We start from the raw sequence: 24,653 nt of genomic DNA, 5'->3' as shown, positions 1-24,653 counted from the left end.
AGGAAGGTAGCCATGGCCGCATCGGGTGGCACCGCCGTACGGCGGGTCGGTCGGGTGCTGACCGGATTCGGCGCACTGGTGGTGCTGATCGGTCTGCTGGTCGGCGGTCCGATCGCGTTGGTGGCGTTCGCCGGCAACCCTCTGCCGGACCACGTGCCCACACTCGCGGAGATCGGCACCACGCTGACCAGCCGGGACGACGGGCAACTCTTCCTGCGGGCGTTGGCGATCGTCGGCTGGTTCGGCTGGGCCAGCTTCGCGCTGTCGGTGCTCGTGGAGTTGGGCGCGCAGTCGCTGCGCCGCCCGGCGCCCCGGCTGCCCGGGATGGGTCGGCAGCAGCGGGCGGCGGCGGCCCTGGTCGGCTCGGTCGCGTTGATCATCGCCGCCAGCCCGGCGGCCACGGCCGCCACCACGGCCTACACCGCCCCCGCCTACTCGGCGCCGGCGGCGGCCACCGCGACGCTCGCCGGGCCGCCCACGGCGTACGAGCCGGTGTCCTCGGGGACGGAACGCGCGACCGCCGACGCGCCGGTATACAAGGTGGCGAAGGGCGACTACCTCGGCAAGGTCGCCGACCGTTACCTGGACGACTTCGAGGACTACCGGGAGTTGGCCGCGCTCAACAAGCTGCGGGACCCGGACCGGATCCGCCCCGGCCAACTGATCACGCTGCCGGCCAACGCGGACGACCAGGGTGCCCGGCCGCACGCGACCGGCCGGCTGGTCGGTGCGCAGGCCCGTCCCGCTCCCGAGCAGTCGCGTCCGACGCCGTCGAGGCCGACGCCGTCGAAGCCGGATGTGGAGCAGCCGGAGTCCGCCGCGCCCACGCCGCCCTCTCCCGCCGCCACGCCGCAGGGACGGCCGGCACCGCACGACGAGGCACCGGAGGGGCATCCGCCGGTGGTGACGGTGGGCGCGGCACGGGCCGGTGAACCGGACCGGGTGAACCGTCCGCTCGCCATCTCGGCGGTGCTCGCCGTGGCCAGCATCGTGGGGGCCCAGATCGGTGCGGTGCTCGGCCTACGGCGTCGCCCGGTGCCGGTGGCCGCCACCCGGCAGCCGGTCCGGAGCGGTCCGCCCGCCGAACTGCCGGTCGGCCGTCACCGCAAGGACTGACCGGGGCCGTCGCCTCACGGCAGCCGGGCCTCCACCCGGCCCGCGACCACCCGGGTCGGCAGGGTCTGCTGGTCGTTGCCGGACGGGCCGTGCACCACCTCGCCGCCGTTGAGGCGGAAGGTGCTGCCGTGCCACGGACACACCACGCAGGCGTGGCCGTCGATCTCGGTGACCTCGCCCTCGCCGAGCGGGCCGCTCTGGTGCGGGCAGCGTTCGAGCATCACCGTGACGTCGTCGCCGTGCCGATAGAGGATCACCGAGACGTCGTCCACCTTGCGGGTCACCAGTTGCCGCTGCGGCAGCGTGGCCATCTCGGCGACCGAGTGCCAACCGTCGCTGATCAGGTGCAGGTCGGAGACGCTCACGTTGACCTGGGCACCCTGCTTGTACGCCAGGTGTCCCCCCAGGTACGCGCCGGCACCGGCGGCACCGAGCCCGAGCCAGCCGAGGGTCCGGCCGAGTTGGTGGCGGCCGGAGAACCGCGCGGCCACCGAGCCGGAGTAGAGGACCAGCGCGACGGTGTTCGAGGCGGCGTGCACCAGGCCGACCCGACGCTGGTCACGGGAGAGCGCGGCCCAGTCGTTGAGCCCGGCGACGGCCGCCGGCAACGCGCTCACCGTGCCGATGGTGGTGAGCGTGGTGGCGGCTCGACGCTGGCCCGGCATCAGGTCCAGGATCGCCGCACTGACCCACGAGCCCACCGGCACCTGCACCATCGCCGGGTGCAGCGGATGACCCAGCCAGACACCGTGCAGCAGGTCCCGGACCCGCTGCCCGCGCAGGGTGCCCTGCACCGCTCGCTGCAACCGGTCACCGAACCGGTCCAGCCCGGACGCTTGCTCGATCTTCGTCAACAACGCTCGCACCCGTACCGACTTCCCGCCGTACGCGGGCGCAAACCGGTCGTCGGGGACGAACCGTCGGCGACCGTGTCACGCCGTCTCCGACGGACCCCCGCGATCAAAGAGTTGTGGCGGACTCTTTGCCCTTCTTGTGGGCTATCGGGAGTGCCACAACTCCATGATCGACGTCAGGGCCGGCTATCGACGTGAGGGCGGAGTGTGGGTCAGTTGCGGTTGATGGTGAAGGTGGACGTGGTGTTGCGGATGTCCTGCCAGTTGTCGCTCAACCGCAGGTTGGTGAAGGTGACCGAGCCGACTGCCGGGCCCTGACCCGCCTCGGGCATCTCGTTGACCCAGATCCCGAAGCCCGACTTGGCGTCGAAGGCGTCACCGCTGCGCCGGGCACCGCTGATCGACACGTTGGTGAAGACCGTGTCGGTGATCGGGTTCTCCGGTTGACTGCCGGTGTACTTGGTCTGGAACATGATGCCGGAGTAGGTCGGGTCGACGATGTCCACGTCGCTGACGCGGATGCCCCGGAACTCCTTGGACGCGGAGAACACCCAGATCGCCGGGAAGGTCTGCGCACCCCAGAAATGACCACCGGCCCGGACCAACGAGATGTTCTCGAAACGGGTCGGTGGGCTGGACCCGAATCCGACGAACGGATATCCGAAGTCCAGTGAACTGATGGTGATGCCCGAGTACGTCAGCATGTCCGCGATGTAGAGGTTGCGGAACACGTTGTCGTAGCCGCCGTACACGGCGATCCCGGCCGCCCGCCAGGTCAACGTGGCGGTCAGGTTCTCGAACACGTTGCCGTGGTTGCCGGTCGACGCGCCCTGGTCGGTCGCGGAGAAGAGCGCGAAGGCGTCGTCGCCGTTGGACCTGCCCTCCGAGTTGCTGACCAGGTTGTCGGTGCTGCCGTTGGTCAGGTTCACCGCGTCGGCGAAGGTGTTCCGGAAGCGGCTGTCGGTGATCTTCAGGCCGCTGACGCTCACCCCCCAGTACGCGCAGACCGTGTGCTCGACCCAGACGTTGTCCAGGGTGAGGTCGTCGACGTCCTTGAGTTCACCCCAGACCTTGCCGGGCCCGTCCTGCCGGACCGTGTAGTTGCCGAAGAACGCCAGGTGGGAGAAGGTCGACCCGCTGGCGCTCGGCTCCACCCGGAACCCGGCGTCGGTGTTCTGCTGCGACGACGGCGTCTGGAACCGGGTGAACCACATGCCGGCGCCGACCACCTTCACCGCCTTGCCGTACACCTGGAACTTCTGGGCGGTCTCGTACGTGCCGGCGGGCAGGTAGACACCGACCAGGTTGCCGGTGGTGTCCATCCGGACCGCGTCCAACGCGCTCTGCACGTCGGCGTGGCTGAACCCGTTCGGCACCCGGTACCGCGCCGGGTCCGGGTTCTCCCGGGGAGTCACCTGCTCCAGGTCGACGAAGTCGACGGCGTACGTGGTGGTGTTCGCCGGGTCCTTCTGCAACCGGATCCGGCTGCCGGCCGGGATGGTGGAGTTGAGCAGCACGTTCGCCTCGTCGTAGAGGTGCCGGGGCGGGCCCGCGCTCGGCGAGTCGCTCGGGCTGGCCTCGGCGCCGTACAGCCAGATGTGCTTCGAGGTGAGGCTGATCGGCTTGTGCAGCACCCCGTTGACATAGATGTTCAACGTCGAGGTGATCCCGCCTCCGTTCGGGGCGTCCGGGATGGAGAAGCGGGTGACCAGGGCGTTGGCCGGCGCCTTGGTGGTCCACTCGACGTACGCGCCGGTGGTGTTGAGGGTCACCGCCCGCCGGCCGGACGCCTCTCCGGCCAGGTCGCCGATGGTCCGGTTCGGCCCGATCACCTGGGCTCCGCCGCCGACCGAGCCCTCCTCGGCCTCGTAGTGGTCGTACGGCAGGTTGGCGCCGCGTCCCACGAACAGCGGACGTTCGCTGGTGTTGTTGGCCCGCTTCACCGGCAGTTCGTTGGCGTCGGCGGCGATCACCACCCGGACGGTGTACCGGCCGTTGGCCGCCGTCCAGGTGCCCAGGTCGACCGGGCTCGCCGTGACACCCGCGCCGATGCCGCCGCCCGTCGATCCGGTGAGCGTCCGCACCGCCGTGCCGGCGTCGTTCAGCACGGTCAGCGTGATGCCGTGCGACCCGCTCGCCGAGGCGACGGTGCCCTGGTTGCGCAGGGTCACCGAGAAGCGGACGGTGGCACCCGCGCCGGGTGTACCCGGTGACCAGGTGACCGCCGAGGCGACCAGGTCGGAGCTGGCCACCGGGCCGACCGTCAGCCGGGTCGGGTTCGTGTACGCGTTGTTGCCCTCGTTCTGCTCGATGATCGTGTTCGCCGGGTCGACCGTGGCGCTGAGCTGGTAACTGCCCGCGTTCCGGGCCGAGACGGTGGTCGACACGCTCGTCGACGCACCGGCGGCGAGCGCGCCGACGGCCGCCTGGCCCACCTTCGTCCCGTCCAGGGCGAAGTCGACCGTGGTCGCGCCGGCGGCCAGGGTGCCCGCGTTGCGGACGGTGGCGGTGAGCGTGAGCTGATCGGTCTCCACCGGGTTGGCCGGGGCGGAGGTCACCGTGGTGACGGTGAGGTCCGGGTTCGGTGCCGGGGTGCCGATCACCTGGAGTTCGGCGACCTGCCCGTTCGACGACCCGGTGTTGGCGGTGAAGGAGAGTCGCACGTCGGCGGCGGTCGCCGAGACCGGGATGGTGACCGTGTTGCTGCCCGCCGGGCTGAACGAGTAGGTCGCCGAGCCGACCAGCGTGCTGAAGCCGGAGGCGGACTGCTCCCGGCCGAGCACCGAGAAGGTCTGGGTGCGCGGACCCCACGCCGGGTCCGGGTTCAGCTTCACCACGATCGCGCTGACGCTGGCGTTGGCGCCGAGCGCGACCGTCAACGTGCCCGGGTACGCGCCCGGTGCCCCCTCCCAGTAGGTGGTGACGTCGCCGTCGACGGCGTTGGCCGCGGCGAAGACGTGCACCATCGACGAGGCGGTGGCCGGCTTGCCGGCGGCCAGGTCGGTGCCGCCGGGCGTGCTGCCGGTACGGGTGACGGTGTTGCTGTTCGCGGAGATGTTGCCCGCCGCGTCCCTGGCCCGTACCACGTACGACACCGTGGCACTCGCCGGCTGCGTGTCCGAGAACGCCAACGTCGTACCCGACACACTCGCCCGCAACGCACCGTTGGCATACACGTCGTACCCGGTCACCCCGACGTTGTCCGTCGACGCCGACCACGTCAACCGCACCTGCCCACTGCCCGGCTCGGTGAACGCCAGGTTCGTCGGCGCGGACGGCGGCTGGGTGTCACCGGTGGCCGGGCCGTACACCTCGATCTCGGCCAGTTGCCCCGCCGACCAGCCGGTGTTCGCGGTGACCAGCAACCGGACGTAGCGGGTGGCGGCCGAGCCGACGGTGATGCTCACCGTGTTGCCGCTGGCCGGGTTGAAGGCGTACCCGGTGGAGGCGACCAGGGTGGTGAAGTTCGTACCGGTGGTGCTGCCCTGCACGGTCGCCGTCTGAGTGCGCGCGCCCCACCCGGCGGGCAGTTTGAGCACCAGCCGGTCGACGGTGACCGTGGCGCCCAGGTCCACCTGGATCCACTGCGGGAGGGCGTTGTTCGGGCTCTCCCAGTAGCTGCTCTGGTTGCCGTCGTTGGCGTTGCCGGCGACGTAGACGTCGGCGTGGCCGCTGGCGGACATGCTCCGACCGGCCGCCAGGTTGGCCGACGAGGCCACTGCGCCGTACACCTCCAACTCGGCGAGTTGCGCGGCGGACCAGCCGGTGTTCGCGGTGATCGCGATCCGCACGTACCGGGTGGTGGTGGCCGGGAAGTCGAGGGTGACCGTGTTGCCACCGGCCGGGCTGAAGGTGCGGCCGGCCGAACCGGCGATCGTGGCGAAGGCGCTGCCGGTGGTGCTGCCCTGCACCGACAGCGTCTGGGTGCGGGACTCCCAGCCGGCCGGCAGTTTCAGTTTGACCTGGTCGACGGAGTGGGCGGAGCCCAGGTCGACCTGCACCCACTGCGGGAGGGCACCACCGCTCTCCCAGTAGGTGCCGGCGTTGCCGTCGGTGACGTTGGCCGCGACGAACGAGCCGTTGACGCTGCTGGCGGTGGCCGGACGGCCGGCGGCCAGGTTGGGCCCACCGGCTGCGGCGGCCGGCGGTGCGGGGGCCGCGGTGAGGACGAGGCCGACCGCGACGAGCACGGCGGACAGCCGGGTACGGAGTCTGGACATGGGGGATCGACACCTTCTTCCGGGGATGTGGAGAGGCGTTACCGGGTGGCGCTCTTACGGCGTGGGTGGGCCCCGCCTCGGCGTGCGGGGCCCACCCACGGGTCAGGTGGCGTGGACCTCGAACTCGGCGATCTGCGCCGCCGGCCAGCCGGTGTTGCCGGTGACGCTGAGCCGGACGAACCGGCGGTCACCGGTGGTGAGGCTGATCGACACGCTGTTGCCGGTGGCCGGGTCGAAGGTGCGGCCCGCCGAGGCGGCGAGCGTGGTCCAGGTGGTGCCGTCGGTGGAACCGAGCACCGACACCGTCTGGGTACGCGTCTGCCAGGCCGGTGACGGTGGCAGCCTGAGCACCACCCGACCCACCGGACGGGCGGTGCCGAGGTCGACGGTGAGCGTCTGCGGGAACGCGTTGTTGGCGCTCTCCCAGTACGTGCCCGCGTTGCCGTCGACCGCGTTACCCGCCGCGTACACGTCGACGTGGCTGGTCGCCACTACCGGCCGTCCCTGGGCCAGGTTGCCGGTCGGTGGCGCGGTGGTGGGCGGTGGGGTGGTCGGCGGCGGGGTGCTGCCGCCGTACACCTCGAACTCGGCGATCTGCGCCGCCGGCCAGCCGGTGTTGCCGGTGATGCTCAGCCGGACGAACCGGCGGTCACCGGAAGGCAGACCGATCGACACGTTGTTGCCGGTGGCCGGGTCGAAGACCCGTCCCGCCGAGGCGGCGAGCGTGGTCCACGAGCTGCCGTCGATCGAGCCCGACACCGACAGCGCCTGCGTCCGCCGCTCCCAGCCGGCCGGCAGCCTGAGCACGACCCGGTCGACGGCACGGGCCGCGCCGAGATCGACGGTGAGCGTCTGCGGGAACGCGGTGCCGCCGCTCTCCCAGTACGTGCCCGCGTTGCCGTCGACCGCGTTGCCCGCCTGGTAGGTCTGATTGTGGCTGGACGCGACGACCGGCCGTCCCTGGGCCAGGTTCCCGCCCGGCGGCGGCGTGGTCGGGGGCGGCGTGGTGGGAGGTGGGGTGGTCGGCGGTGGGGTGGTCGGCGGTGGGGTGGTCGGTGGCGGGCTCGTCGGGCCGCCGCCCCACTGCGGTTCCGGCCACGGACCGCAGTACGGGTTGGCGGTGTACCAGCCGGAGTTGCCGGCACCCTGGCTGATCTGGAAGCCGCTGCCCACACAGTTGTGGATCGGGTTGGGCTGGGCGATGCCGGTGGCCCGTACGTTGGTGAAGGAGACCTGGCTGGGCGCCTGCACCTGGAGCGCGTACGTGCCGGTGCCGTCGATGCGGACGTTGGTGAAGCTGATGCCGCTGCTGACGCCCTCGATCCAGTGCAGCGCCGCATACGAGCTGTCCAGGATGTCGGTGTCGCTGACCTGGATCGACGCGCCCTGGAGCGGCTCGTTCAACGCGGAGAACCAGATCGCGCCGACCCCGAACCGCCAGTTGTAGTCGGAGTTGCCGTTCCGGATCAGCGTGTTGCGCGCCACGGTGATCGTGCCGGCCACCGCGGTCGCACCCTGCACTCCGGTGTACCGGTTCGCCACGTGGATGCCACCACCGTTGGTGACCGAGTCGGCGGTGACGTTGTCGGTTATGCGGATGTCCCGACCGCCGTACGTGACCAGGTGGTTGGCGAGAACGGTCACGCCGATGGTGTTGCGGGTGAAGGAGTTGCCCACGTTCGGCACGGTGTCCGCCCACATCGCCAGCGCGTCGTCACCGGTGTTGCGGACGAACGTGTTGGTGACCGTCGAGTTGGTGACTCCCCAGTGGAAGTTCACCCCGTCGGCGGTCTGGTCCAGGATCCGGCTGTTGCGGAGGGTGAAGTTGTCCATCGGCCCGTCCATCCACGCGCCGACCTTGGTGTGCTGGAGCCACAGGTTGTCCACCACCGAGTCCGACATCGCCCCACCGATGGCGTTGACCTGGTCGTCGTCGACGCGTTCCCGGATGTCACCGATGATGGCGAAGTCGCGCAGCTCCACGTTGCGGCTGGGCCCGCCCGCCTCGTGCGGCCGGATCTCGCCCCGGTATCCGCCGCCGGAGACGTACTTGCCGTAGACGCCGGCGGCCCGCTTCCGGTCGGTGGGGTGTCGGCCGCCGAGCACCGAGTGCCACGGCCCCGCCCCGCGCAGGGTCACCCCGTCGACCACCACGTGGTCCCAGAGCGTGAAGGTGCCCGGCGGGATCCAGACCGTACGCCCCTGGGCCTTCCCGGCGTCGACGGCGGCCTGGAAGCGGGCGGTGGAGTCGGTCGCGCCGGTCGGGTCGGCACCGAAGTCGGTGACCACGTCGAGCACGTTCGCCGGCTTGGTGATCGGCGCGGCGACCAGCTCGAAGTCGGCCAGGTCGATGGTGAACGTCGGGGACTGCGCGGTCGACGAGACCTGGAGCCTGATCTTCGTACCGGTCGGGTAGGTGGTGCCGAAGAGCGTCCGCGCCTCGTCGTAGAAGTGGTGCGGGTTGACGTCACCGGGGTTGTTGTTGAACGGGTAACCGCCGTAGTACCAGCCGTACTTCGAGGTCACCGGCACCGGTTTGACCAGGCTGCCGTTGGCCCGCAGGTCGATCGTGGCGTCCCGGCCGGTGCCGGCGGCGTTGTCGGGGAGGCTGTAGCGGAACGTCACCGCGTTCGCGGGTGCGGTGAGAGTGAACTCGACGTACTCCCCGACCGCGTCGAGGGTGACCGCCTCCCGGCCGCTGGCCTCCGACGGCAAGGTGCCGTAACGGCGGTCCGGGCCGATCCGGGTGCCGGTGTGCGCGGCGTACTCGGCCTCGAGCTCGACGAACGCGACGGTGGCGCCCCGACCGACGATGTCGAACGGGCTGAGCCCGGCGGCGCGTGCCGGGGTCGCGGTCCCGGCGAGGGTGACGACCGAGATCGAGGCGGCGGCGAGGGCGGTGCCGGTGAGGGCGGCCAGCGTGGTGCGGAGCCGGTGGCCGGGTGGATGGGGGTGGTGCGAGACGGTGTGGTCGGCCATGAGCGGCGCTCTCCCTTTCCTCAGGTGGCCAGGTCCCCCGTGGTGATGGTGCCGGTGCTGCCGTCACCTCCTCGTCGGTTCCGGACGCGCCCGGTGCCGGCGGCGGGACGGAGCCGCCGACACCGGGCGCGGAACTAGGCGGATTCGGGTGCGGTCCGCAGCCAGACGGCGGTGTCCGGCGGCAGCAGGTCGTCGTCGAGCGGCCCGCTGGCGAGCAGCCGACCGGTGTGCGGCGGTAGCGGTACCGCCACCGTGGAGAGGTTCACCGCGCAGGCGAAACCGGGGTCCCGCCGGAACGCCAGCACCCCGTCCGGGGCGGGCAGCCAGGCCATCGGCCCGTCGCCGAGCGCCGGTTCGGCGCGGCGGACGGCGATGGCGGCCCGGTACAGCTCCAACATCGACCGGTCGTCACCGGCCTGCGCGTCGGCGGTGCGGTCCTTCCAGTCGGCCGGTTGCGGCAGCCACGGCGTGGCCTGCGCACCGTCCGGACCGAAGCCGAACGGCGGCGACTCCCCCGACCACGGCAGGGGTACGCGGCACCCGTCCCGACCCGGGTCGATCCGCCCGGACCGCTCCCACATCGGGTCCTGGCGCAGCTCGTACGGGATGTCCTCGACCTCCCAGAGACCCAGTTCCTCGCCCTGGTAGACGTAGGCGGCACCCGGTAGCGACAGGGACAGCAGCGCGGCGGCGCGGGCCCGCCGGGTGCCCAGTTCCAGGTCGGTCGGGATGCCCTCGCGTTTGGCGGCGAAGCTGAACGTGGTGTCCGCCCGGCCGTACCGGGTGACGTGCCGGGTGACGTCGTGGTTGGAGAGGACCCAGGTGGCCGGCGCGCCGACCGGCGCGTGGGCGTGCAGCGTGCCGTCGATGCTCTCCCGCAGCGCGGCGGCGTCCCAGGCGCAGCCGAGGAAGTCGAAGTTGAAGGCCGCGTGCAGTTCGTCGGGCCGCAGGTAGGCGGCGAACCGCTGCCGGTCGGGCAGCCACACCTCCCCGATCAACGCCCGCTCCCCCGGGTACGCGTCCGCGATCCGTCGCCAGTCCCGGTATATCTCGTGCACCCCGTCGAGGTCGTGGAACGGGTGCGGCCGGTCTGCCGTCACCTCGGGCAACGTGGCGTCCTTGACCAGCAGTCCGGCGGAGTCGATCCGGATGCCGTCCACTCCCCGGTCGAACCAGAAGCGCAGGACGTCCTCGAACTCGGCGCGGACCTGGGGGTGGTCCCAGTTGAAGTCCGGCTGCTCCGGAGCGAACAGGTGCAGGTACCAGTCACCGGGACGACCGTCCGGGTCTGTGGTCCGGGTCCAGGTGGGGCCGCCGAACTCGCCGACCCAGTCGGTGGGGCGCTGGTCACCGTCGGGGCCTCGTCCCGGGCGGAACCAGAACAGCTCCCGCTCGGGGGCGTCCGGCCCCCCGGCCAGCGCGGCCCGGAACCAGGGATGCGCGTCGGAGCAGTGGTTCGGCACCACGTCGACGATGGTCCGGATACCGACCGCGTGCGCCTCGGCGATCAACGCCTCCACCTCGCCCAGCGTGCCGAAGACCGGGTCGATGTCGCGGTAGTCGGCCACGTCGTAGCCGGCGTCGGCCATCGGCGAGGGATACCAGGGGCTGAACCAGATCGCGTCGACCCCGAGCGTGGCGAGGTAGCCCAGCCGGGAGCGGATGCCGGCCACGTCGCCGATGCCGTCACCGTTGCCGTCGGCGAAGCTCCGGGGGTACACCTGGTAGATCACCGCGCCTCGCCACCACGGACCGCTGTCTGCTGGGGACACGAGCACCTGCTTTCTGCGTTTGGGGGCTAGCCCTTGAGTCCGCCGGTGGTCAGGCCGGACATGATGTTCCGTTGGAAGATCAGGAAGATGACCACCGTCGGTATCGCGGCGATCACCGAGGCGGCGATCACCACGTTCATCGGCGTACCGCCGGCGAAGGCGTAGATGCCGACGCTGACCGTCCGGGTCTCCGGCGAGGGCATCACCAGCTTCGGCCAGAGGAAGTCCTTCCAGACCGCGGTCACCGCGAAGATCGAGACCACGCCGAGGATCGGGCGGGACATCGGCAGGACGATCGACCAGAGGGTGCGCAGCGGCGTCGCCCCGTCCATCAGGGCGGCCGACATCAGGTCCTCCGGGATCGAGTCGAAGAACCGCTTGAGCAGGAAGATGTTGAAGGCGTTGGCGACCAGCGGCAGCCAGATCGCGAACGGCGAGTCGAGCAGGCTGACGTTCAGGATCGGCAGGTCGATCACGGTCACGTACTGCGGGACGATCAGGACCATCGCCGGGATCATCAGCGTGGCCAGCATCAGGCCGAGGATCGCGGAGCCGAGCACCGGCCGCAGCTTCGACAGCGAGTACGCCGCGGCGGTGTCGAAGACGAGCTGGAACAGCACCGCGCCGGCCGCGTAGTAGAACGTGTTGAACAGCAGCTTGGCCAGGGCCAGGTGGTGCCACGCGTCGACGTAGTTGCGCCACTGCGGGTCCTGCGGGAACAGCGACGGCGGGGTCTGCGCGATCTCCTGACCGGACTTGAGCGCACCGGTGACCATCCAGTACAGCGGCCCGAGGAAGACCAGCGTGAAGCCGACGACCACGACGACGAGCAACGTCCAGTAGATCGCCCGGCCGGGGCCGCGCCGGAGCTGCGCCTGCGAGATGAGGGTACGGGTGCCGGAGTCCTGTGCCATGGCGTCGGTGTCCTAGTCCTGTTTCGCGGTCAGCCGCAGGTAGACGGCGGAGAAGCCGGCCAGCACGACGAGCATGATCACGCCGAGTGCGGCGGCACCGTTGAGGTCGTTCTGGAAGAACCCGTGCTGATAGATGAGGTACGCGACCGAGGTCGCCGAGTCCTCCGCGCCCGCGCCGTTGGCCAGGATCAGCGGCTCGATGAAGAGCTGCATGGTGGCGACGATCTGGAGCATCGCCAGCAGGGCGAGGATCAGCCGGGTCTGCGGGATGGTGACGTGCCGGATGCGTCGCCAGATCCCCGCGCCGTCGAGTTCGGCGGCCTCGTACAGCTCACCGGGGATGTTCTGCAGGGCGGCCAGATAGATCAGCACCGCGCTGCCCATGTTCATCCAGGTCGACGCGATGACCATGGCCGGCACGGTCATCTCCGGGGACTGCATCCACTGCGAGGTGGGCAGGCCCAGTCCCTTGAGGATCGCGTTGAACAGACCGGCGTCGCCGGGGTCGTACGCGTAGAACTTGAACAGGAACAGGGCCGAGGCGGGGGGCAGCATCACCGGCAGGTAGACCAGGATCCGCAGATATCCCCGGGCGTGCCGGAACTCGTTGAGCAGGATCGCCACGAAGAACGGCACCGCGTACCCGAGGACGAGCGCGAGACCGGTGAAGTAGAAGGTGTTCTGCCAGGCCGTGGCGAAGCTGGGGTCGTCGAGGATGCGCAGGTAGTTGTCCCAGCCGACCCAGGTGGTCTCGCCGCGCCGGGTGCGCTGGAAGCTCATCACCACGCCCCGGACCATCGGGTACCAGGAGAAGACCGCGAAGCAGAGCACCGCACCGATCAGGAACGCGTGCCCGGTGAGGTTGTCCCGGACCTTGCGGCCGAGGCTGGACCGAGGCGGCCCGGCCGGGGCCGGTGAGGGGGTTCGCCCCGGGGCTCGGGTGGCGGCCGGGGCAGCGGTGATCGCCAAGGCAACTCCTGGTGGGGTGGGACGACCTGGGTGGTACGGCGGTGGTGCGGGTGGGGGCCGGCGGGCCGGTCCCCACCCGTGCGGGTCAGCCCTGCGCGGCGAGGAGTTGGTTGACCTTCTCCTCGGCCGTCTTGAGCAGCGCGTCGATGTCGGCGTTGCGGTTGGTGAGCACCCCGGACATCGCGGCGTCCAGGACGGCGTAGATCGCCTGTGCGTTGCGCGGCTCGCCCTTGATCGGGACCGGGTTCGCCTCGAAGAGGGCGAAGTTCGCGGTGTCCACGTTCGCGTTCGCCTTCCGCAGGTCGAGTTCCTGCTTCTGGGCGTCGCTGCCGTTGCTGAACAGCAGCGGCTGCGGCAGACCGACCGGGTAGTTCTGCGGCTTGGCCCGGGCGTAGTCGAGCTGCCCCTTGCCCGGCGTCAGCTTCTGGTAAGCGATCCACTTGAGACCGGCTTCGACCTGCTCCGGGGTGAGGTCCTTCTTGAAGAAGTAACCCTCGCCGCCGCCGAGCGTGCCCGACGCCCTGCCGTCCTGGCCGGGCAGCGGTGCCATCGCCCAGTCCTCGAACTTGCCCTGGAACTGGCTGACGATCGCCTGGGTGGTGTCGGGTGCGCCGACGAACATGCCGACCTTGCCCGCACCGGCGTTGGTCAACAGGTCACCCCACTGGAGCAGCTGACGGTCGCCCATGCTGTCGTCGCCGTACCGCATGTCCTTGAGGTTCTGCAGGACCTGGCGGCCCTGCGGGCTGTTGAAGGCGGCCTTGCCGCCGTCCTCGGTCAGCACCTGGCCGCCCTGGGAGTAGAGCAACGCGGTGAAGTGCCAACCGCCGGTGTTGCCGGCGCTGTACTCGGCGTAGCCGGCGATCCCGCTGCCCAGCGCGGAGATCTTCCTGGCCGCCTCCCGGACCTCGCCCCATGTCTTCGGCGGGTTGTTCACGTCGAGCCCGGCCTGCTGGAACAGCACCTTGTTGTAGACCAGGCCCATCGAGTAGTTCTTCACCGGTACGGCGTAGAGCCTCCCCCCGTCGGTGAAGACCTCCTTGAGCGCCGGGTCGACGCTGTCCCAGGTCGGGACCGTCTCGGCGGTGGCGTACTCGGTGATGTCCATCGCCTGGCCGGAGTCGAGCACCTGCTGGAGATCGGTCATGTACCCGTAGAACACGTCGGTCACCGTGCCGCCGGCCAGGCGGGCGGTGAAGTCCGGCGGGTTGTTGCACTGCTCGCCGACGCTGACGCTCTTGACCACGATGTCGGGGTTCTGCCGCTGGAACTCGGCGACGTCCTCGTTCCAGTTCTGGAGCAGCTCCTTCTGCGCGCCGACCGGCTGGCAGTCGACGGTGATGGTGACCTTGCCGCTCGCGTCGTCGCTGGTGTCGCCGCTCTTGGTGGAGCACGCCGTGAGGCTGAGCCCGGCCACGAGCGCCAACGCCGCAGCCTTCCGGTACTGCGGTACGGACATCTGTCCATCCCTTCGGGAAAACGAAGTGTCGCCGTGAAGTTCGCTGAACCGCGGTGATCGCCACCGCCGCGATGCCTGCTGCTGATCGGTGTCCTGACCCCGTGTGACTGACCGGGGGCCGGGTGTGAGTGGAGTCACTGTAGCGAGGGCGACTCTTCTCAGCAAGGTTTCGATCTGATGATGAAATTTAGCGACACTATGCCGAGAGACAAAGACATGGGCCTCGCTCGGGATCACGACGAAGGCCGCCGACCGCGAGCAGCGGTCGGCGGCCTCTCGGGTCGCGCGGGATGGGGGTCAGCGAAGGGCAGGTGTCGGCCGGGACCGACGAACCGGGACGGCGGGCGGGATCAGCGGCCGGGCGCGGGCGCGGTCGACCCGCGCACCACCAGCTCCGGCTCGAAGAGCAGTTCGTCGGTGAACACGCCGCCACCCTCGATCTGGGTCACCAGCAGGTCCACGGCGGCCTGCCCCATGGTCTCGATCGGCTGGCGCACCGTGGTCAGCGGCGGGTCGGTGCAGGTCATGAACGCGGAGTCGTCGAAGCCGACCACCGAGACGTCACCCGGCACCGAGCGGCCGAGCCGACGGACCGCGCGGATCGCGCCCAGGGCCAGCACGTCGCTGGCACAGATCACCCCGGTCACGCCACGGTCGACCAGTTTGCTCGCGGCGACCCGGGCGCCCTCCATGGAGAAGCTGGACCGCGCGACGAACTCGGTGTCGTCGGCCCAGCCGGCGACCCGCCCCAGGGCGTCCAGCTTGCGTCGCGACGGCACGTGGTCCTCCGGGCCGAGCACCAGGCCGATCCGCTCGTGCCCGAGCGAGCGCAGGTGGCCGTACGCCTGCTCCACCGCCACCGCGTCGTCGGTGGAGACGCGGGGGAAGCCCAACTCGTCGACGCCGGCGTTGACCAGCACCACCGGCAGGCCCCGATCGGTCAGCCGGCGGTAGTGCTCGTGCGAGGCGTCGGCCAACGCGTACGAGCCACCGGCGAAGATGACCCCGGAGACCTGGTGGTCGAGGAGCATCTCCACGTACGCCGACTCGGAGACCCCGCCGATCGTCCGGGCACAGAGCGCGGGGGTGAACCCGCGTTGCGCCAACGAACCGGTGACCACCTCGGCGAGCGCCGGGAAGATCGGGTTCTGCAACTCGGGCAGCACCAGGCCCACCAGCCGGGCCCGTTCGCCACGCAGCTTGCTCGGGCGCTCGTAGCCGAGCACGTCCAGGGCGGTGAGCACCGCGGTCCGGGTCGCCTCGGCCACGCCACCGCGGCCGTTGAGCACCCGACTCACGGTGGCTTCGCTGACGCCCGCCTTGCGGGCCACCTCGGTCAACCGTTTCGTCACGGCCGCAATCCTACGTCCTGAGACTGCAAAAACAGAACAGCCACTTGTCGCGGACTGACGGGTGACGTCAGATCACGAACTCAGATCACGCAACGCCTCGGACACCGCACGGTGGAAGGTCGGGTACGCGTAGATCATGTGCCGGAGCTGCGCCACCGGCACCGCCGCGTGCACCGCCACCGCCAGACCGGAGAGGACCTCGCCGCCGGCCGGACCGGCCGAGGTGGCGCCGACCAGCACCCCCTGGTCGGCGTCGGCGACCACCTTGATGAACCCGGCCCCCTCGGTGCGGTGGATCCAGCCCCGGGTGGACGAGGCGAGTGGGGTGAAACCGACCTGCACGTTGACGCCGCGTTCCCGGGCCTGCTGCTCGGTGAGGCCGACCGCGCCGATCTCCGGGTCGGTGAAGGTCACCCGGGGCAGGGCCCGGTAGTCGGCGCGGGGCACCGACCCGGCCCCGCCGCTCGACCCGGTGGCCGCCAACGAGCCGGCCACGCCGACCGCGCCACCGACCACACTGGAGGTGCCACTCGGATCCGCGCCGCCGTCCGTCCGCCGCACGTGGTCGAGCAGGTCGGCGACCACGATGGACGCCTGGTACATGGCGATGTGGGTGAAGGCGCCCTCGCCGGTCACGTCGCCGACCGCCCAGATCCCGTCGGTCACGTGCAGCCGGTCGTCCACGGCCAGGTACCGCCGGCTCGCGTCGACACCCACCGTGTCCAGCCCCAACTCGTCGAGGTGGGCGCGGCGGCCGGTCACCACCAGCAGCCGTTCGGCGGTGAACTCCGCGCCGTCCGCGCCGTGCAGGGTGAACCCGTCCGGGCCGTGCGTGACCCGGGTCGCGCGTACCCCGGTGTGGATCTCGACCCCGTCGGCGCGCAGCGCGGCGGCGGCCACCTCGGACGCCTCCGGCTCCTCCACCGCGAGCACCCGGTCGAACGCCTCGACCACGGTGACGCGTACGCCGAAGCGGGCGAACACCTGGGACAACTCCAGGCCGATCGCCCCGCCGCCCAGCACCAGCACCGACTCGGGCAGCTCCTCGACCTCGACGGCCTCCCGGTTCGTCCAGTACGGCGTACCGGCCAACCCGTCGATCGGCGGCACCGACGGCGCGGTGCCGGTGCCCAGCACGATCCCGTGCCGGGCCTGGAAGACCTGGTCGCCGACGCGCACCCGCCCCGGTCCGTCGAGGCGGCCACTGCCCCGGACGAAGCGTCCGCCCTTGCCGGTGAACCGCTCCACGGCGGCCCGGTCGTCCCAGTCGTCGGTGGCCTCCTGGCGGATCCGTTGCGCCACCGGCGCCCAGTCCGGCCGGACCTCGGCGGTGCCGGCCAGCCCGTCGACCCGCCGCGCCTCGGCCAGCGCGTTCGCCGCCCGGATCATCATCTTGCTCGGGATGCAGCCCCAGTACGGGCACTCCCCACCCACCAGGTTCCGATCGATGCCGACCACGGTGAGACCGGCCTCGGCGAGTCGCCCGGCCACCTCCTCGCCGCCGACACCGAGCCCGAGCACGACCACGTCCACCACTTCCGGCTCCGCCATGCCGTCAGCATCGCGCACCGTCCGCCCGCCGACCACCCGGCCACGCGGACCGTCTCAGCGCAGCCAGACCGGATCGACCCCGCGCGCCGCCGTGGGCGGCGGGTAGTCCAGGCTCCGGCGGAGCGCCTCGGGCAGCCGCCACGGCTGGTGCACCGCCTTGCCGGACACCGCCGCCAGTTCCGGCACCCAGCGCCGCACGTACGCGCCCTCCGGGTCGTACCGTTCGGCCTGCCGGATCGGGTTGAACCCCCGGTACGGCCTGGTGTCGTTGCCGGTGCCGGCCACCCACTGCCAGTTGCCCGAGTTGTTGGCCACGTCCCCGTCGAGCAGCCACCGGAAGTAGAACGCCAGTCCGGCGCGCCAGTCCAGGCCGAGCGACTTGGTCAGGTAGCCGGCGGTGATCAGGCGGGCCCGGTTGTGCAGCCAGCCCTCCGCCCGCAACTGCCGCATCCCGGCGTCCACGATCGGTACGCCGGTGCGGCCCACCGTCCAGTCCGCGACCGCGCCGTCGTCGTACCGCCACTGCTCGGTGGCGCCACGCCGGTAGACCTTCCGGGAGATGTCCGGAAAGGCGGCGGTGACCTGGTAGTAGAAGTCCCGCCAACAGACCTGGCGGACGAAGGGCGACGCGGGGTCGCCGGCCCGGTTCGCCACGGTCAGCGGCGACACGCAGCCGAACCGCAGGTAGGGGCTGATCCGGGAGGTCGCGTCACCGGCCATGTCGTCGTGCCGGTCGCCGTACTCGGCCAGGTGCGGCATCCACCGGTCGAGGCGACTCCGCGCCTCCGTCTCGCCACCCACCGCCGCGTCCGGTGACTCGCCGTCGGGCAGCGCCGGCAGGCGGCCCACCGAAACCCCGCCCGGCAGCGACACCCGGGACGGCGCGGCCAGTTCGTCGCGCCACCGCTGCCCGCTCCAGGCCCGGTGGTACGGGCTGAACACCCGGTAGTGGTCGCCGCTGCTCGGCGTCGTGGCCCCCGGCTCCACCACCGTCAGACCCGGGAAGAAGCGCAGGTGCAACCGGTGCCGGTCGCACTCGGCGCGCAGCCGGTCGGCCCGCCGGGTGGCGTACCGGGAGACGTCGGCCGAGAGCGCCACCGCCTCGGCGCCCACCTCCCCGGCCAGCCGGACCGTCTCGGCCACCGGGTCGCCGTGCCGCAGCACCAGGTCGCCGCCGAGCCGCCGCAGCGCGTCGCGCAGGTCGGCGAGACTCTGGTGCAGGAAGCGGGTGCGGTTGGGCGACAGTCCGGCCAACGCCGGGTCCAGGACGTACAACGGCACCACCCGGTCGAAGGCGGCACAGGTCGTCGCCAGCGCAGGGTGGTCGTGCACCCGCAGGTCGCGGGTGAACAGCACGACGGCGGTACGCACGCTCACCGCAGCCGAGGCCCGGGCAGCTCGACCGGCGTGCCGGCCGGGGTGAGCAGGGCACGCGAGGCGACCGCCATCCGGCGTCGCCGGGGCACGGTGGCCCGCCGGACGAACACGTCGTAGTCCTGGGCGGCGACCTCGTCGAGGATCCCGCCGTACAGCGCGTACGCGGTGCGGATGCACGCCTGCGAGGCGGGGTCGAGCAGGAGCACTCCGGGTGCCGCGGCGGCGTAGTGGGTCTGGGCGCGATCCACCTCGTGCCGGATCAACTCGCGGACCGGTTCGGTGGCCCGTCCCGCCGCACGGCAGGCCAGCAGGTCCTCGTGGGTCAGGCCGAAGGCCGCCAGGTCCTCCTCCGGCAGGTACGTCCGCCCCCGGTCCAGGTCCTCGGCGACGTCCCGGACGAAGTTGGTGAGCTGGAACGCGAAGCCCAGTTGACGGGCCGGCTCCCGGGCCGCCGCCGGGGCGGAACTGCCCAGGATGGGCAGCATCATGGTGCCGATGACCGCCGCCGAGCCCTCCATGTAGTCCAGCAGGTGGGCGTAGGTGCGGTAGGAGGTCACGGTCAGGTCCATCGCCATGCTCTTGAGGAACGCGGCGAAGTCCTCCCGGTCCAGGTCGAACACGGCGATGGTGTGCAGCACCGCCGGGAGCAGCGGGTCGTCGACCTGCTCGCCGTGCAGTCCGGCGATGAACCGGCCGCCCCAGTCGTCCAGCCGGGCGGCACGCGCCGGCGGTGGCAGCTCCTCTGTCTGGTCGACGATCTCGTCCGCGTACCGAGTGAATCCATATAAGGCGTGCACATGACGCCGTTTCCATGCGGGTAGTAGCCGGGTGGCGAGATAGTAGGTACGCCCGTGGCGTTTGTGCAGCTCACGGCACCTCTCGTAGGCGGCACTGAGATCCGTCTCCACGAGCCCTCCTCGAAAATCGACGCACCAATCGACGCAACTTGAAACCTTAGGGTACGCTCAGCCGCATGGCCAGCGACCGACTTACCGGTAACCTGCTTCGCGTGGGGCCTGAGCAGCCGGTCGGGAACGACGATCCGATCCGGGCCGTTCTGGCCGCTTACACCCGGGATCTCGTCGCCGCCGTCGATGAGACCCTCACCGACTTCCTGAACGCCGAGGTCGACGCGCTTGCCGAAATCGACGCGGCGATGGGTGGTTTCGCCGCAACGGCACGTGACTACGTCCTCGTCGGCGGCAAGCGGGTCCGACCGACGTTCGCCTACTGGGGATGGCGCGGCGCGGTGGGCGGCGACGAACCGCTGGCCCCGGTGCTGCCCGCACTGGCCACCCTGGAACTGCTGCACACCTTCGCGCTGGTGCACGACGACGTGATGGACGCGTCCGCCACCCGTCGCGGCCGACCCACCGCACACATGGCGGTCGCCGCCCAGCACGCCGCCGCCGGCCGCAACGGCGACTCCGGCCGCTTCGGGGAGGCCGTCGCGGTGCTGATCGGCGACCTCTGCATGGTCTGGGCCGACCAGTTGCTCTCGCGCACCGTCCTGCCCCCGGACCGGCTGCTCGCGGTCCGCCGCGGGTACGACCGGATGCGGGTGGAGACGGTCGCCGGGCAGTACCTCGACATCCTCGGCGAGGCCGACCCGGCGAGCTGGTCGGTCGACCGGGCCCTGCGGGTGGCCCGCTACAAGACCGCCAGCTACACGGTCCAGCGTCCGCTGCTCTTCGGCGCCAGCCTGGCCGGCGTGACCGGCGACGGCCGCCTGACCGCGGCGTACACCGCCTACGGCCTCTGCGTCGGCGAGGCGTTCCAGCTCCGCGACGACCTGCTCGGCGTCTACGGCGACCCGGCCACCACCGGCAAGCCGGCCGGCGACGACCTGCGCACCGGCAAGCCGACCGCGCTGCTCGTGCTGGCGCGGGAGATGGCCACTCCGACGCAGCTGCGGGAACTGGACGGCACCGGCGACCCGGTCAGCACCCCCCAGGTCGCCCGGCTGGCTGAGGTGGTGGTGGACACCGGCGCGGTGGACCGGATCGAGCGGATGATCGACGAGCGGGTCGACCAGGCCCTGGCGGCGCTCGACACCGTCGCCGTGGACGAGACGGCACGGGTGGCGTTGGCCGGTCTCGCGACTGTGGCCACCCACCGGAGAGCATGATGGGGAGGTTCTCGGTGCGAACCGTGGACGGGCGTACGGATCAGGTCGTGGTCGTCGGAGCGGGCCTCGGCGGCCTGGCCTGCGCACTGCACCTGGCGGGCAGCGGGCGGCAGGTGACCCTGCTGGAACGTGAGCCGGTGCCGGGTGGACGGGCCGGACGGCTCAGCGTGGACGGCTACGAGTTCGACACCGGCCCCACCGTGCTCACCATGCCCGACCTGATCGCCGAGGCGCTCGGCGCGGTGGGCGAGGAGCTGTCCGACTGGGTCGACCTGATGCCGCTCGACCCGGCGTACCGCGCCTACTACCCGGACGGCTCCACGCTCGACGTGCTGACCGACACCGCCCGGATGGCGGCGGAGATCTCCCGGGTCTGCGGGCCCCGCGAGGCCGACGGCTACCTGCGGTTCGTCGACTTCGCACGGAACCTGTGGCGGTTGGAGCGGGCCGACTTCATCGAGCGCAACCTCGACGCCCCCACCGACCTGCTCACCGCCAACCTGCTCAAGCTGGTCGCCACCGGCGCCTTCCGGCGGCTCCAGACCAAGATCGACCAGTTCTTCCGCGACCCGCGTACCCGGCGCATCTTCTCCTTCCAGGCGATGTACGCCGGCCTCGCCCCGCACGACGCGCTGGCCATCTACGCGGTCATCGCGTACCTCGACTCGGTCGCCGGGGTCTTCTTCCCGCGCGGCGGCATCCACGCGGTTTCGCGCGGGCTGGCCGGCGCCGCCGAGAAGCACGGCGTCAAGATCCGGTACGGCACCACGGTGACCCGGGTGGAGACCGCCCACGGCCGGGCCACCGGCGTGCTGACCGCCGACGGCGAGTTCGTCCCCGCCGACGTGGTGGTCCTCAACCCCGACCTGCCGGTGGCCTACCGCGACCTGCTGCCGGCGACCCGGCAACGCCGCCTGACCTACTCGCCGTCCTGCGTCGTGCTGCACGTCGGCTCGACCCAGGGCTACCGGCGCATCGCGCACCACAACATCCACTTCGGGCGCTCCTGGAAGGGCACGTTCGACGAGGTCATCCGACGCGGTGAGCTGATGAGCGACCCGTCCCTGCTGGTCACCAACCCGAGCCGGACGGACCCGGCGGTCGCGCCTGCCGGACGGCACACCTACTACGTGCTCGCCCCGGTGCCGAACCTGGAGCGGGCACCCTTCGAGTGGCGCGGCGACCTCACCGCCCGCTACTCCGACCAGCTCGTCGCCACCCTTGAGGAACGCGGCTACGTCGGCTTCGGCGACGGCATCGAGGTGCTCCGGGCGGTCACCCCGGCCGAGTGGGCGGAGCAGGGCATGGCCGCCGGCACGCCGTTCGCCGCCGCGCACACCCTGTTCCAGACCGGTCCGTTCCGCCCGTCGAACCTGCACCCGTCGCTGTCCAACGTGGTGTTCGTCGGCTCGGGCACGCAGCCCGGCGTCGGGGTTCCCATGGTGCTCATCTCGGGCAAGCTGGCCGCCGGTCGCATCACCGGCCGTGGCCGCTGAACGAAGGATGGCTCTGATGTCACTGTCGCGGGAAGCCCACCTGGTCGAGCTGGTCGACGATTCGGGCCGGCGGATCGGGTCGGCCACCGTGTCCGCCGCCCACCAGACCCCCGGTCAACTGCACCGTGCCTTCTCCGTGCTGCTCGTCTCGCCGGACGGCCGGATCCTCCTCCAGCGTCGGGCTGCGGCGAAGACACGGTTCCCGCTGCGCTGGGCCAACACGTGCTGTGGTCACCCGCAGCCCGGTGAGGACGTGGCCGAGTCCGCCAACCGCCGGCTACACGAGGAACTCGGCGTCGGCCCGGTGGTGCTGACCGAGGTCGGCGTGCACGTGTACCGCGCCGAGGACCCGTCCACGGGTCGGGTCGAAGTCGAGTACGACCACGTCCTGCGTGGCGAGTTCTCGCCGGACACACCACTGAGTCCCGAGCCTGCGGAGGTCGCCGAGCTGCGCTGGGTCGACCCTGCGGCACTGGCCGCCGAGCTCGACCGTGACCCCGACGCGTACGCGCCGTGGCTGGTCGGCGTGGTGGACCGTCTGCTCCACCCCTCGGCCCCGGCCGGCGACGGGCCGGAGCGGCCGGGTGGCCGATGAGGCACTGAGCGCGGGGGCGGTCGCCCGACGACTCGGCGTCGCGGTGACCACGCTGCGCACCTGGCACCAGCGCTACGGCCTCGGGCCCAGCGAGCACGTACCCGGACACCACCGCCGCTACACGACGGCCGACCTCGCCCGGCTGGAGGTCATGCGACGGCTCACCGGCGAGGGGCTCAGTCCGGCGGAGGCGGCGCGATGGGCCCGGCAGGCTCCCGCCACGGCGGCGGGTGGTGTCGCCCGGTCGAGGACCGCGCGGGACGGCGGAGGCAACACCATTCCGGTGGGCCGCGCCGGTCCGGCAGCGCGCGGCCTGGCGCGTGCCGCGATGCGGCTGGACGCGGTCGCGATCAACGAGGCGATCTCACGCAGCCTGGCCACCGAGGGTGTGATCGGCACCTGGGACAGGCTGCTGCGCCCGGTGCTCGCCGGCATCGGGCAACGGCACGCCGCGACAGACGTGTTGATCGAGGTGGAGCATCTGCTGTCGCGCTGTGTCTCGGCGGCGTTCGCCTTGGCGGCGGCCACCCGTCCCGTCCTCGGGCCGCCGCGCATCCTGCTGTCCTGCGCCGACGAGGAGCAGCACAGCCTGCCCCTGGAGGCGCTGGCCGCCGCGCTGGCCGAGGCCGGTGTCGCGCACCGGATGCTCGGCGCCCGGGTCCCGGTGAGGGCGCTGCTGGACGCGATCGACCGGACCGGACCGGCCGCCGTGGTGGTCTGGTCGCACACCCGGGCCACGGCCGATGCCACCCAGCTCAGCGCCTTGCTGACCGTTCCGCGTCGACCGCTGCTGGTCCTCGCGGCGGGACCGGGGTGGCGGGCCGAGAGTCTGCCGGCCGGGGTGGTCCGGCCGATCGACCTGACCGAAGCGGTCTCGCTCATCGTCGCCGTACGCGACTCGCTCGACCGTTCGGCCGCATCCTGAGAGAAATTTCGGGGCCTTTGCAGGCTTCCATAGGGGTTCACGGCATTAGGTCGGCACGGAAAGCGGTGGCGTCCTGACCCGGCGTTTGTCTACTCAAATCGGGTGAACTAGCGTCGGGCAGTCCGTCGAACCCGAACCCCTCTCGGGAGCGAACGATGCGTACCCGTGTCCTGCTCGCGTGTGTCACGAGCCTGGTCCTCCTGGTGACCGGCTGCGGCGGTGGCGGCGAGTCGCCCCAGGCGACCACCCCGTCCAGCCCTCCTCCGTCGGCCGCCCTGCCCCCGGAGCCCTCGCCGTCACCGACGCTGGCCCCGCCCAAGCCCCCACTGCGGGCCCTGCCGGCCAAGCTGCCGGCCGGGCTGGTCCGCACCACCGGGGCCGAGGGGGTGGCTCTCACCTTCGACGACGGACCCGATCCGACCTGGACGCCCAAGGTGCTCGACCGCCTGAAGAAGGCGGGCGTCACCGCCACCTTCTGTGTGGTCGGCGCCCAGGTCCGCAAGCATCCCGACCTGCTCCGGCGGATCGTCCGGGAGGGGCACCAGCTCTGCAACCACAGCTGGAACCACGACCTCGACCTCGCCCGGCGGCCGGTCGCCGAGATCCGCGCCGACCTGGTCCGGACGAACAAGGAGATCCGGCGGGCGGTGCCCGACGCGGAGATCCCGTTCTACCGCCAGCCCGGCGGCCGGTGGACCGCCGAGGTGGTGCGGGTCGCCAAGAAGCTGGACATGCGGTCGCTGCACTGGACGGTGGACCCGCAGGACTGGGCCAAGCCGACCGCCGCCACGATCGAGAAGCGGGTGAAGCGCAGCGCCAAGCCCGGCGCGGTGGTGCTGCTGCACGACGGAGGCGGCAATCGGGCCGCCACGCTCGCCGCCTGCACCAGGGTGATCGCCGCCCTGAAGCGCGACCTCGGCATCACCAAGCTCGGATAGACCCGTTC

The 24,653-nt window shown here is 71.5% G+C and carries 17 protein-coding genes; 6 read left to right on the top strand and 11 right to left on the bottom strand.

All coding sequences use genetic code 11. The annotated features are described in order from the left end of the window. The first annotated feature begins 12 nt into the window (after nucleotides 1-12). Nucleotides 13-1,116: a LysM peptidoglycan-binding domain-containing protein gene (locus tag HUT12_RS01105; protein WP_176092275.1), complete on the top strand. Its 1,104-nt coding sequence runs from the start codon at nucleotides 13-15 to the stop codon at nucleotides 1,114-1,116. Between the two features lie 14 nt (nucleotides 1,117-1,130). On the opposite strand, the gene HUT12_RS01100 is transcribed toward HUT12_RS01105, so the two are convergent. From HUT12_RS01100 to HUT12_RS01050, 11 genes are all read right to left on the bottom strand, one after another. After that, on the bottom strand, nucleotides 1,131-1,982 hold the full coding sequence (locus tag HUT12_RS01100; protein WP_131054667.1) for a Rieske (2Fe-2S) protein: 852 nt from the start codon (nucleotides 1,980-1,982) through the stop codon (nucleotides 1,131-1,133). A 200-nt stretch (nucleotides 1,983-2,182) separates the two neighbouring features. Continuing rightward, nucleotides 2,183-6,190: a discoidin domain-containing protein gene (locus tag HUT12_RS01095; protein WP_176092274.1), complete on the bottom strand. Its 4,008-nt coding sequence runs from the start codon at nucleotides 6,188-6,190 to the stop codon at nucleotides 2,183-2,185. A gap of 102 nt (nucleotides 6,191-6,292) precedes the next feature. Continuing rightward, the gene (locus HUT12_RS01090) at nucleotides 6,293-9,169 is read right to left on the bottom strand and encodes a discoidin domain-containing protein (RefSeq protein WP_176092273.1); all 2,877 of its coding nucleotides are present in this window, start codon (nucleotides 9,167-9,169) and stop codon (nucleotides 6,293-6,295) included. A 134-nt stretch (nucleotides 9,170-9,303) separates the two neighbouring features. Then, the gene (locus HUT12_RS01085; RefSeq protein WP_176092272.1) at nucleotides 9,304-10,941 is read right to left on the bottom strand and encodes a glycoside hydrolase family 13 protein; all 1,638 of its coding nucleotides are present in this window, start codon (nucleotides 10,939-10,941) and stop codon (nucleotides 9,304-9,306) included. Between the two features lie 26 nt (nucleotides 10,942-10,967). Then, nucleotides 10,968-11,855, bottom strand: a complete 888-nt coding sequence (locus HUT12_RS01080; RefSeq protein ID WP_176092271.1) for a carbohydrate ABC transporter permease — start codon at nucleotides 11,853-11,855, stop codon at nucleotides 10,968-10,970. 12 nt (nucleotides 11,856-11,867) lie between these two features. After that, nucleotides 11,868-12,824 carry a carbohydrate ABC transporter permease gene (locus tag HUT12_RS01075; RefSeq protein WP_131051441.1) on the bottom strand — a complete coding sequence of 319 codons (957 nt, stop codon included), beginning with the start codon at nucleotides 12,822-12,824 and terminating at the stop codon, nucleotides 11,868-11,870. Between the two features lie 85 nt (nucleotides 12,825-12,909). Continuing rightward, complete coding sequence (locus HUT12_RS01070) at nucleotides 12,910-14,283, bottom strand: ABC transporter substrate-binding protein (RefSeq protein WP_131051440.1); 1,374 nt, start codon at nucleotides 14,281-14,283, stop codon at nucleotides 12,910-12,912. A 350-nt stretch (nucleotides 14,284-14,633) separates the two neighbouring features. Beyond that, the gene (locus tag HUT12_RS01065; RefSeq protein WP_176092270.1) at nucleotides 14,634-15,635 is read right to left on the bottom strand and encodes a LacI family DNA-binding transcriptional regulator; all 1,002 of its coding nucleotides are present in this window, start codon (nucleotides 15,633-15,635) and stop codon (nucleotides 14,634-14,636) included. A 72-nt stretch (nucleotides 15,636-15,707) separates the two neighbouring features. After that, nucleotides 15,708-17,186, bottom strand: coding sequence for an NAD(P)/FAD-dependent oxidoreductase (locus HUT12_RS01060; protein WP_131051438.1), 1,479 nt, complete (start codon nucleotides 17,184-17,186; stop codon nucleotides 15,708-15,710). Between the two features lie 54 nt (nucleotides 17,187-17,240). Then, the gene (locus tag HUT12_RS01055) at nucleotides 17,241-18,563 is read right to left on the bottom strand and encodes a deoxyribodipyrimidine photo-lyase (protein WP_176092269.1); all 1,323 of its coding nucleotides are present in this window, start codon (nucleotides 18,561-18,563) and stop codon (nucleotides 17,241-17,243) included. Further along, a complete protein-coding gene (locus HUT12_RS01050) occupies nucleotides 18,560-19,471 on the bottom strand; it encodes a phytoene/squalene synthase family protein (protein ID WP_131051436.1) in 912 nt (303 codons plus the stop codon). The genes HUT12_RS01055 and HUT12_RS01050 overlap by 4 nt, the downstream gene beginning before the upstream one ends. A 65-nt stretch (nucleotides 19,472-19,536) precedes the next feature. Here HUT12_RS01050 and HUT12_RS01045 point away from each other — a divergent pair, with 65 nt between their 5' ends. The 5 genes from HUT12_RS01045 to HUT12_RS01025 all read left to right on the top strand — a co-directional run bounded on the left by HUT12_RS01045 (nucleotide 19,537) and on the right by HUT12_RS01025 (nucleotide 24,645). Then, nucleotides 19,537-20,691 carry a polyprenyl synthetase family protein gene (locus tag HUT12_RS01045; RefSeq protein WP_131051435.1) on the top strand — a complete coding sequence of 385 codons (1,155 nt, stop codon included), beginning with the start codon at nucleotides 19,537-19,539 and terminating at the stop codon, nucleotides 20,689-20,691. Between the two features lie 14 nt (nucleotides 20,692-20,705). Beyond that, nucleotides 20,706-22,187, top strand: a complete 1,482-nt coding sequence (crtI, locus tag HUT12_RS01040) for a phytoene desaturase family protein (protein ID WP_176092268.1) — start codon at nucleotides 20,706-20,708, stop codon at nucleotides 22,185-22,187. Nucleotides 22,188-22,203: 16 nt separating this feature from the next. Next, nucleotides 22,204-22,782 (top strand): isopentenyl-diphosphate Delta-isomerase, encoded by a 579-nt coding sequence (gene idi / locus HUT12_RS01035; RefSeq protein WP_131051433.1) that lies wholly within the window; start codon nucleotides 22,204-22,206, stop codon nucleotides 22,780-22,782. Continuing rightward, the gene (locus HUT12_RS01030) at nucleotides 22,772-23,707 is read left to right on the top strand and encodes a MerR family transcriptional regulator (protein ID WP_131051432.1); all 936 of its coding nucleotides are present in this window, start codon (nucleotides 22,772-22,774) and stop codon (nucleotides 23,705-23,707) included. Before idi ends, HUT12_RS01030 begins: the two co-directional genes overlap by 11 nt. Nucleotides 23,708-23,862: 155 nt before the next feature. Beyond that, nucleotides 23,863-24,645, top strand: a complete 783-nt coding sequence (locus HUT12_RS01025) for a polysaccharide deacetylase family protein (protein ID WP_131051431.1) — start codon at nucleotides 23,863-23,865, stop codon at nucleotides 24,643-24,645. Nucleotides 24,646-24,653: the final 8 nt, after the last annotated feature.

The sequence above is a fragment of the Verrucosispora sp. NA02020 genome (assembly GCF_013364215.1).
Taxonomy (GTDB): domain Bacteria; phylum Actinomycetota; class Actinomycetes; order Mycobacteriales; family Micromonosporaceae; genus Micromonospora.
Note: the sequence above shows the minus strand (reverse complement) of the source record. Positions and strands in the feature narration are given on the sequence as shown.

Coding starts and splice junctions, on each gene's coding strand:
- HUT12_RS01105 (WP_176092275.1), top strand. CDS start 13: ATGGCCGCATCGGGTGGCACCGCCGTACGGCGGGTCGGTCGGGTGCTG.
- HUT12_RS01095 (WP_176092274.1), bottom strand. CDS start 6,190: ATGTCCAGACTCCGTACCCGGCTGTCCGCCGTGCTCGTCGCGGTCGGC.
- HUT12_RS01090 (WP_176092273.1), bottom strand. CDS start 9,169: ATGGCCGACCACACCGTCTCGCACCACCCCCATCCACCCGGCCACCGG.
- HUT12_RS01080 (WP_176092271.1), bottom strand. CDS start 11,855: ATGGCACAGGACTCCGGCACCCGTACCCTCATCTCGCAGGCGCAGCTC.
- HUT12_RS01070 (WP_131051440.1), bottom strand. CDS start 14,283: ATGTCCGTACCGCAGTACCGGAAGGCTGCGGCGTTGGCGCTCGTGGCC.
- HUT12_RS01060 (WP_131051438.1), bottom strand. CDS start 17,186: ATGGCGGAGCCGGAAGTGGTGGACGTGGTCGTGCTCGGGCTCGGTGTC.
- HUT12_RS01045 (WP_131051435.1), top strand. CDS start 19,537: ATGGCCAGCGACCGACTTACCGGTAACCTGCTTCGCGTGGGGCCTGAG.
- idi (WP_131051433.1), top strand. CDS start 22,204: ATGTCACTGTCGCGGGAAGCCCACCTGGTCGAGCTGGTCGACGATTCG.
- HUT12_RS01025 (WP_131051431.1), top strand. CDS start 23,863: ATGCGTACCCGTGTCCTGCTCGCGTGTGTCACGAGCCTGGTCCTCCTG.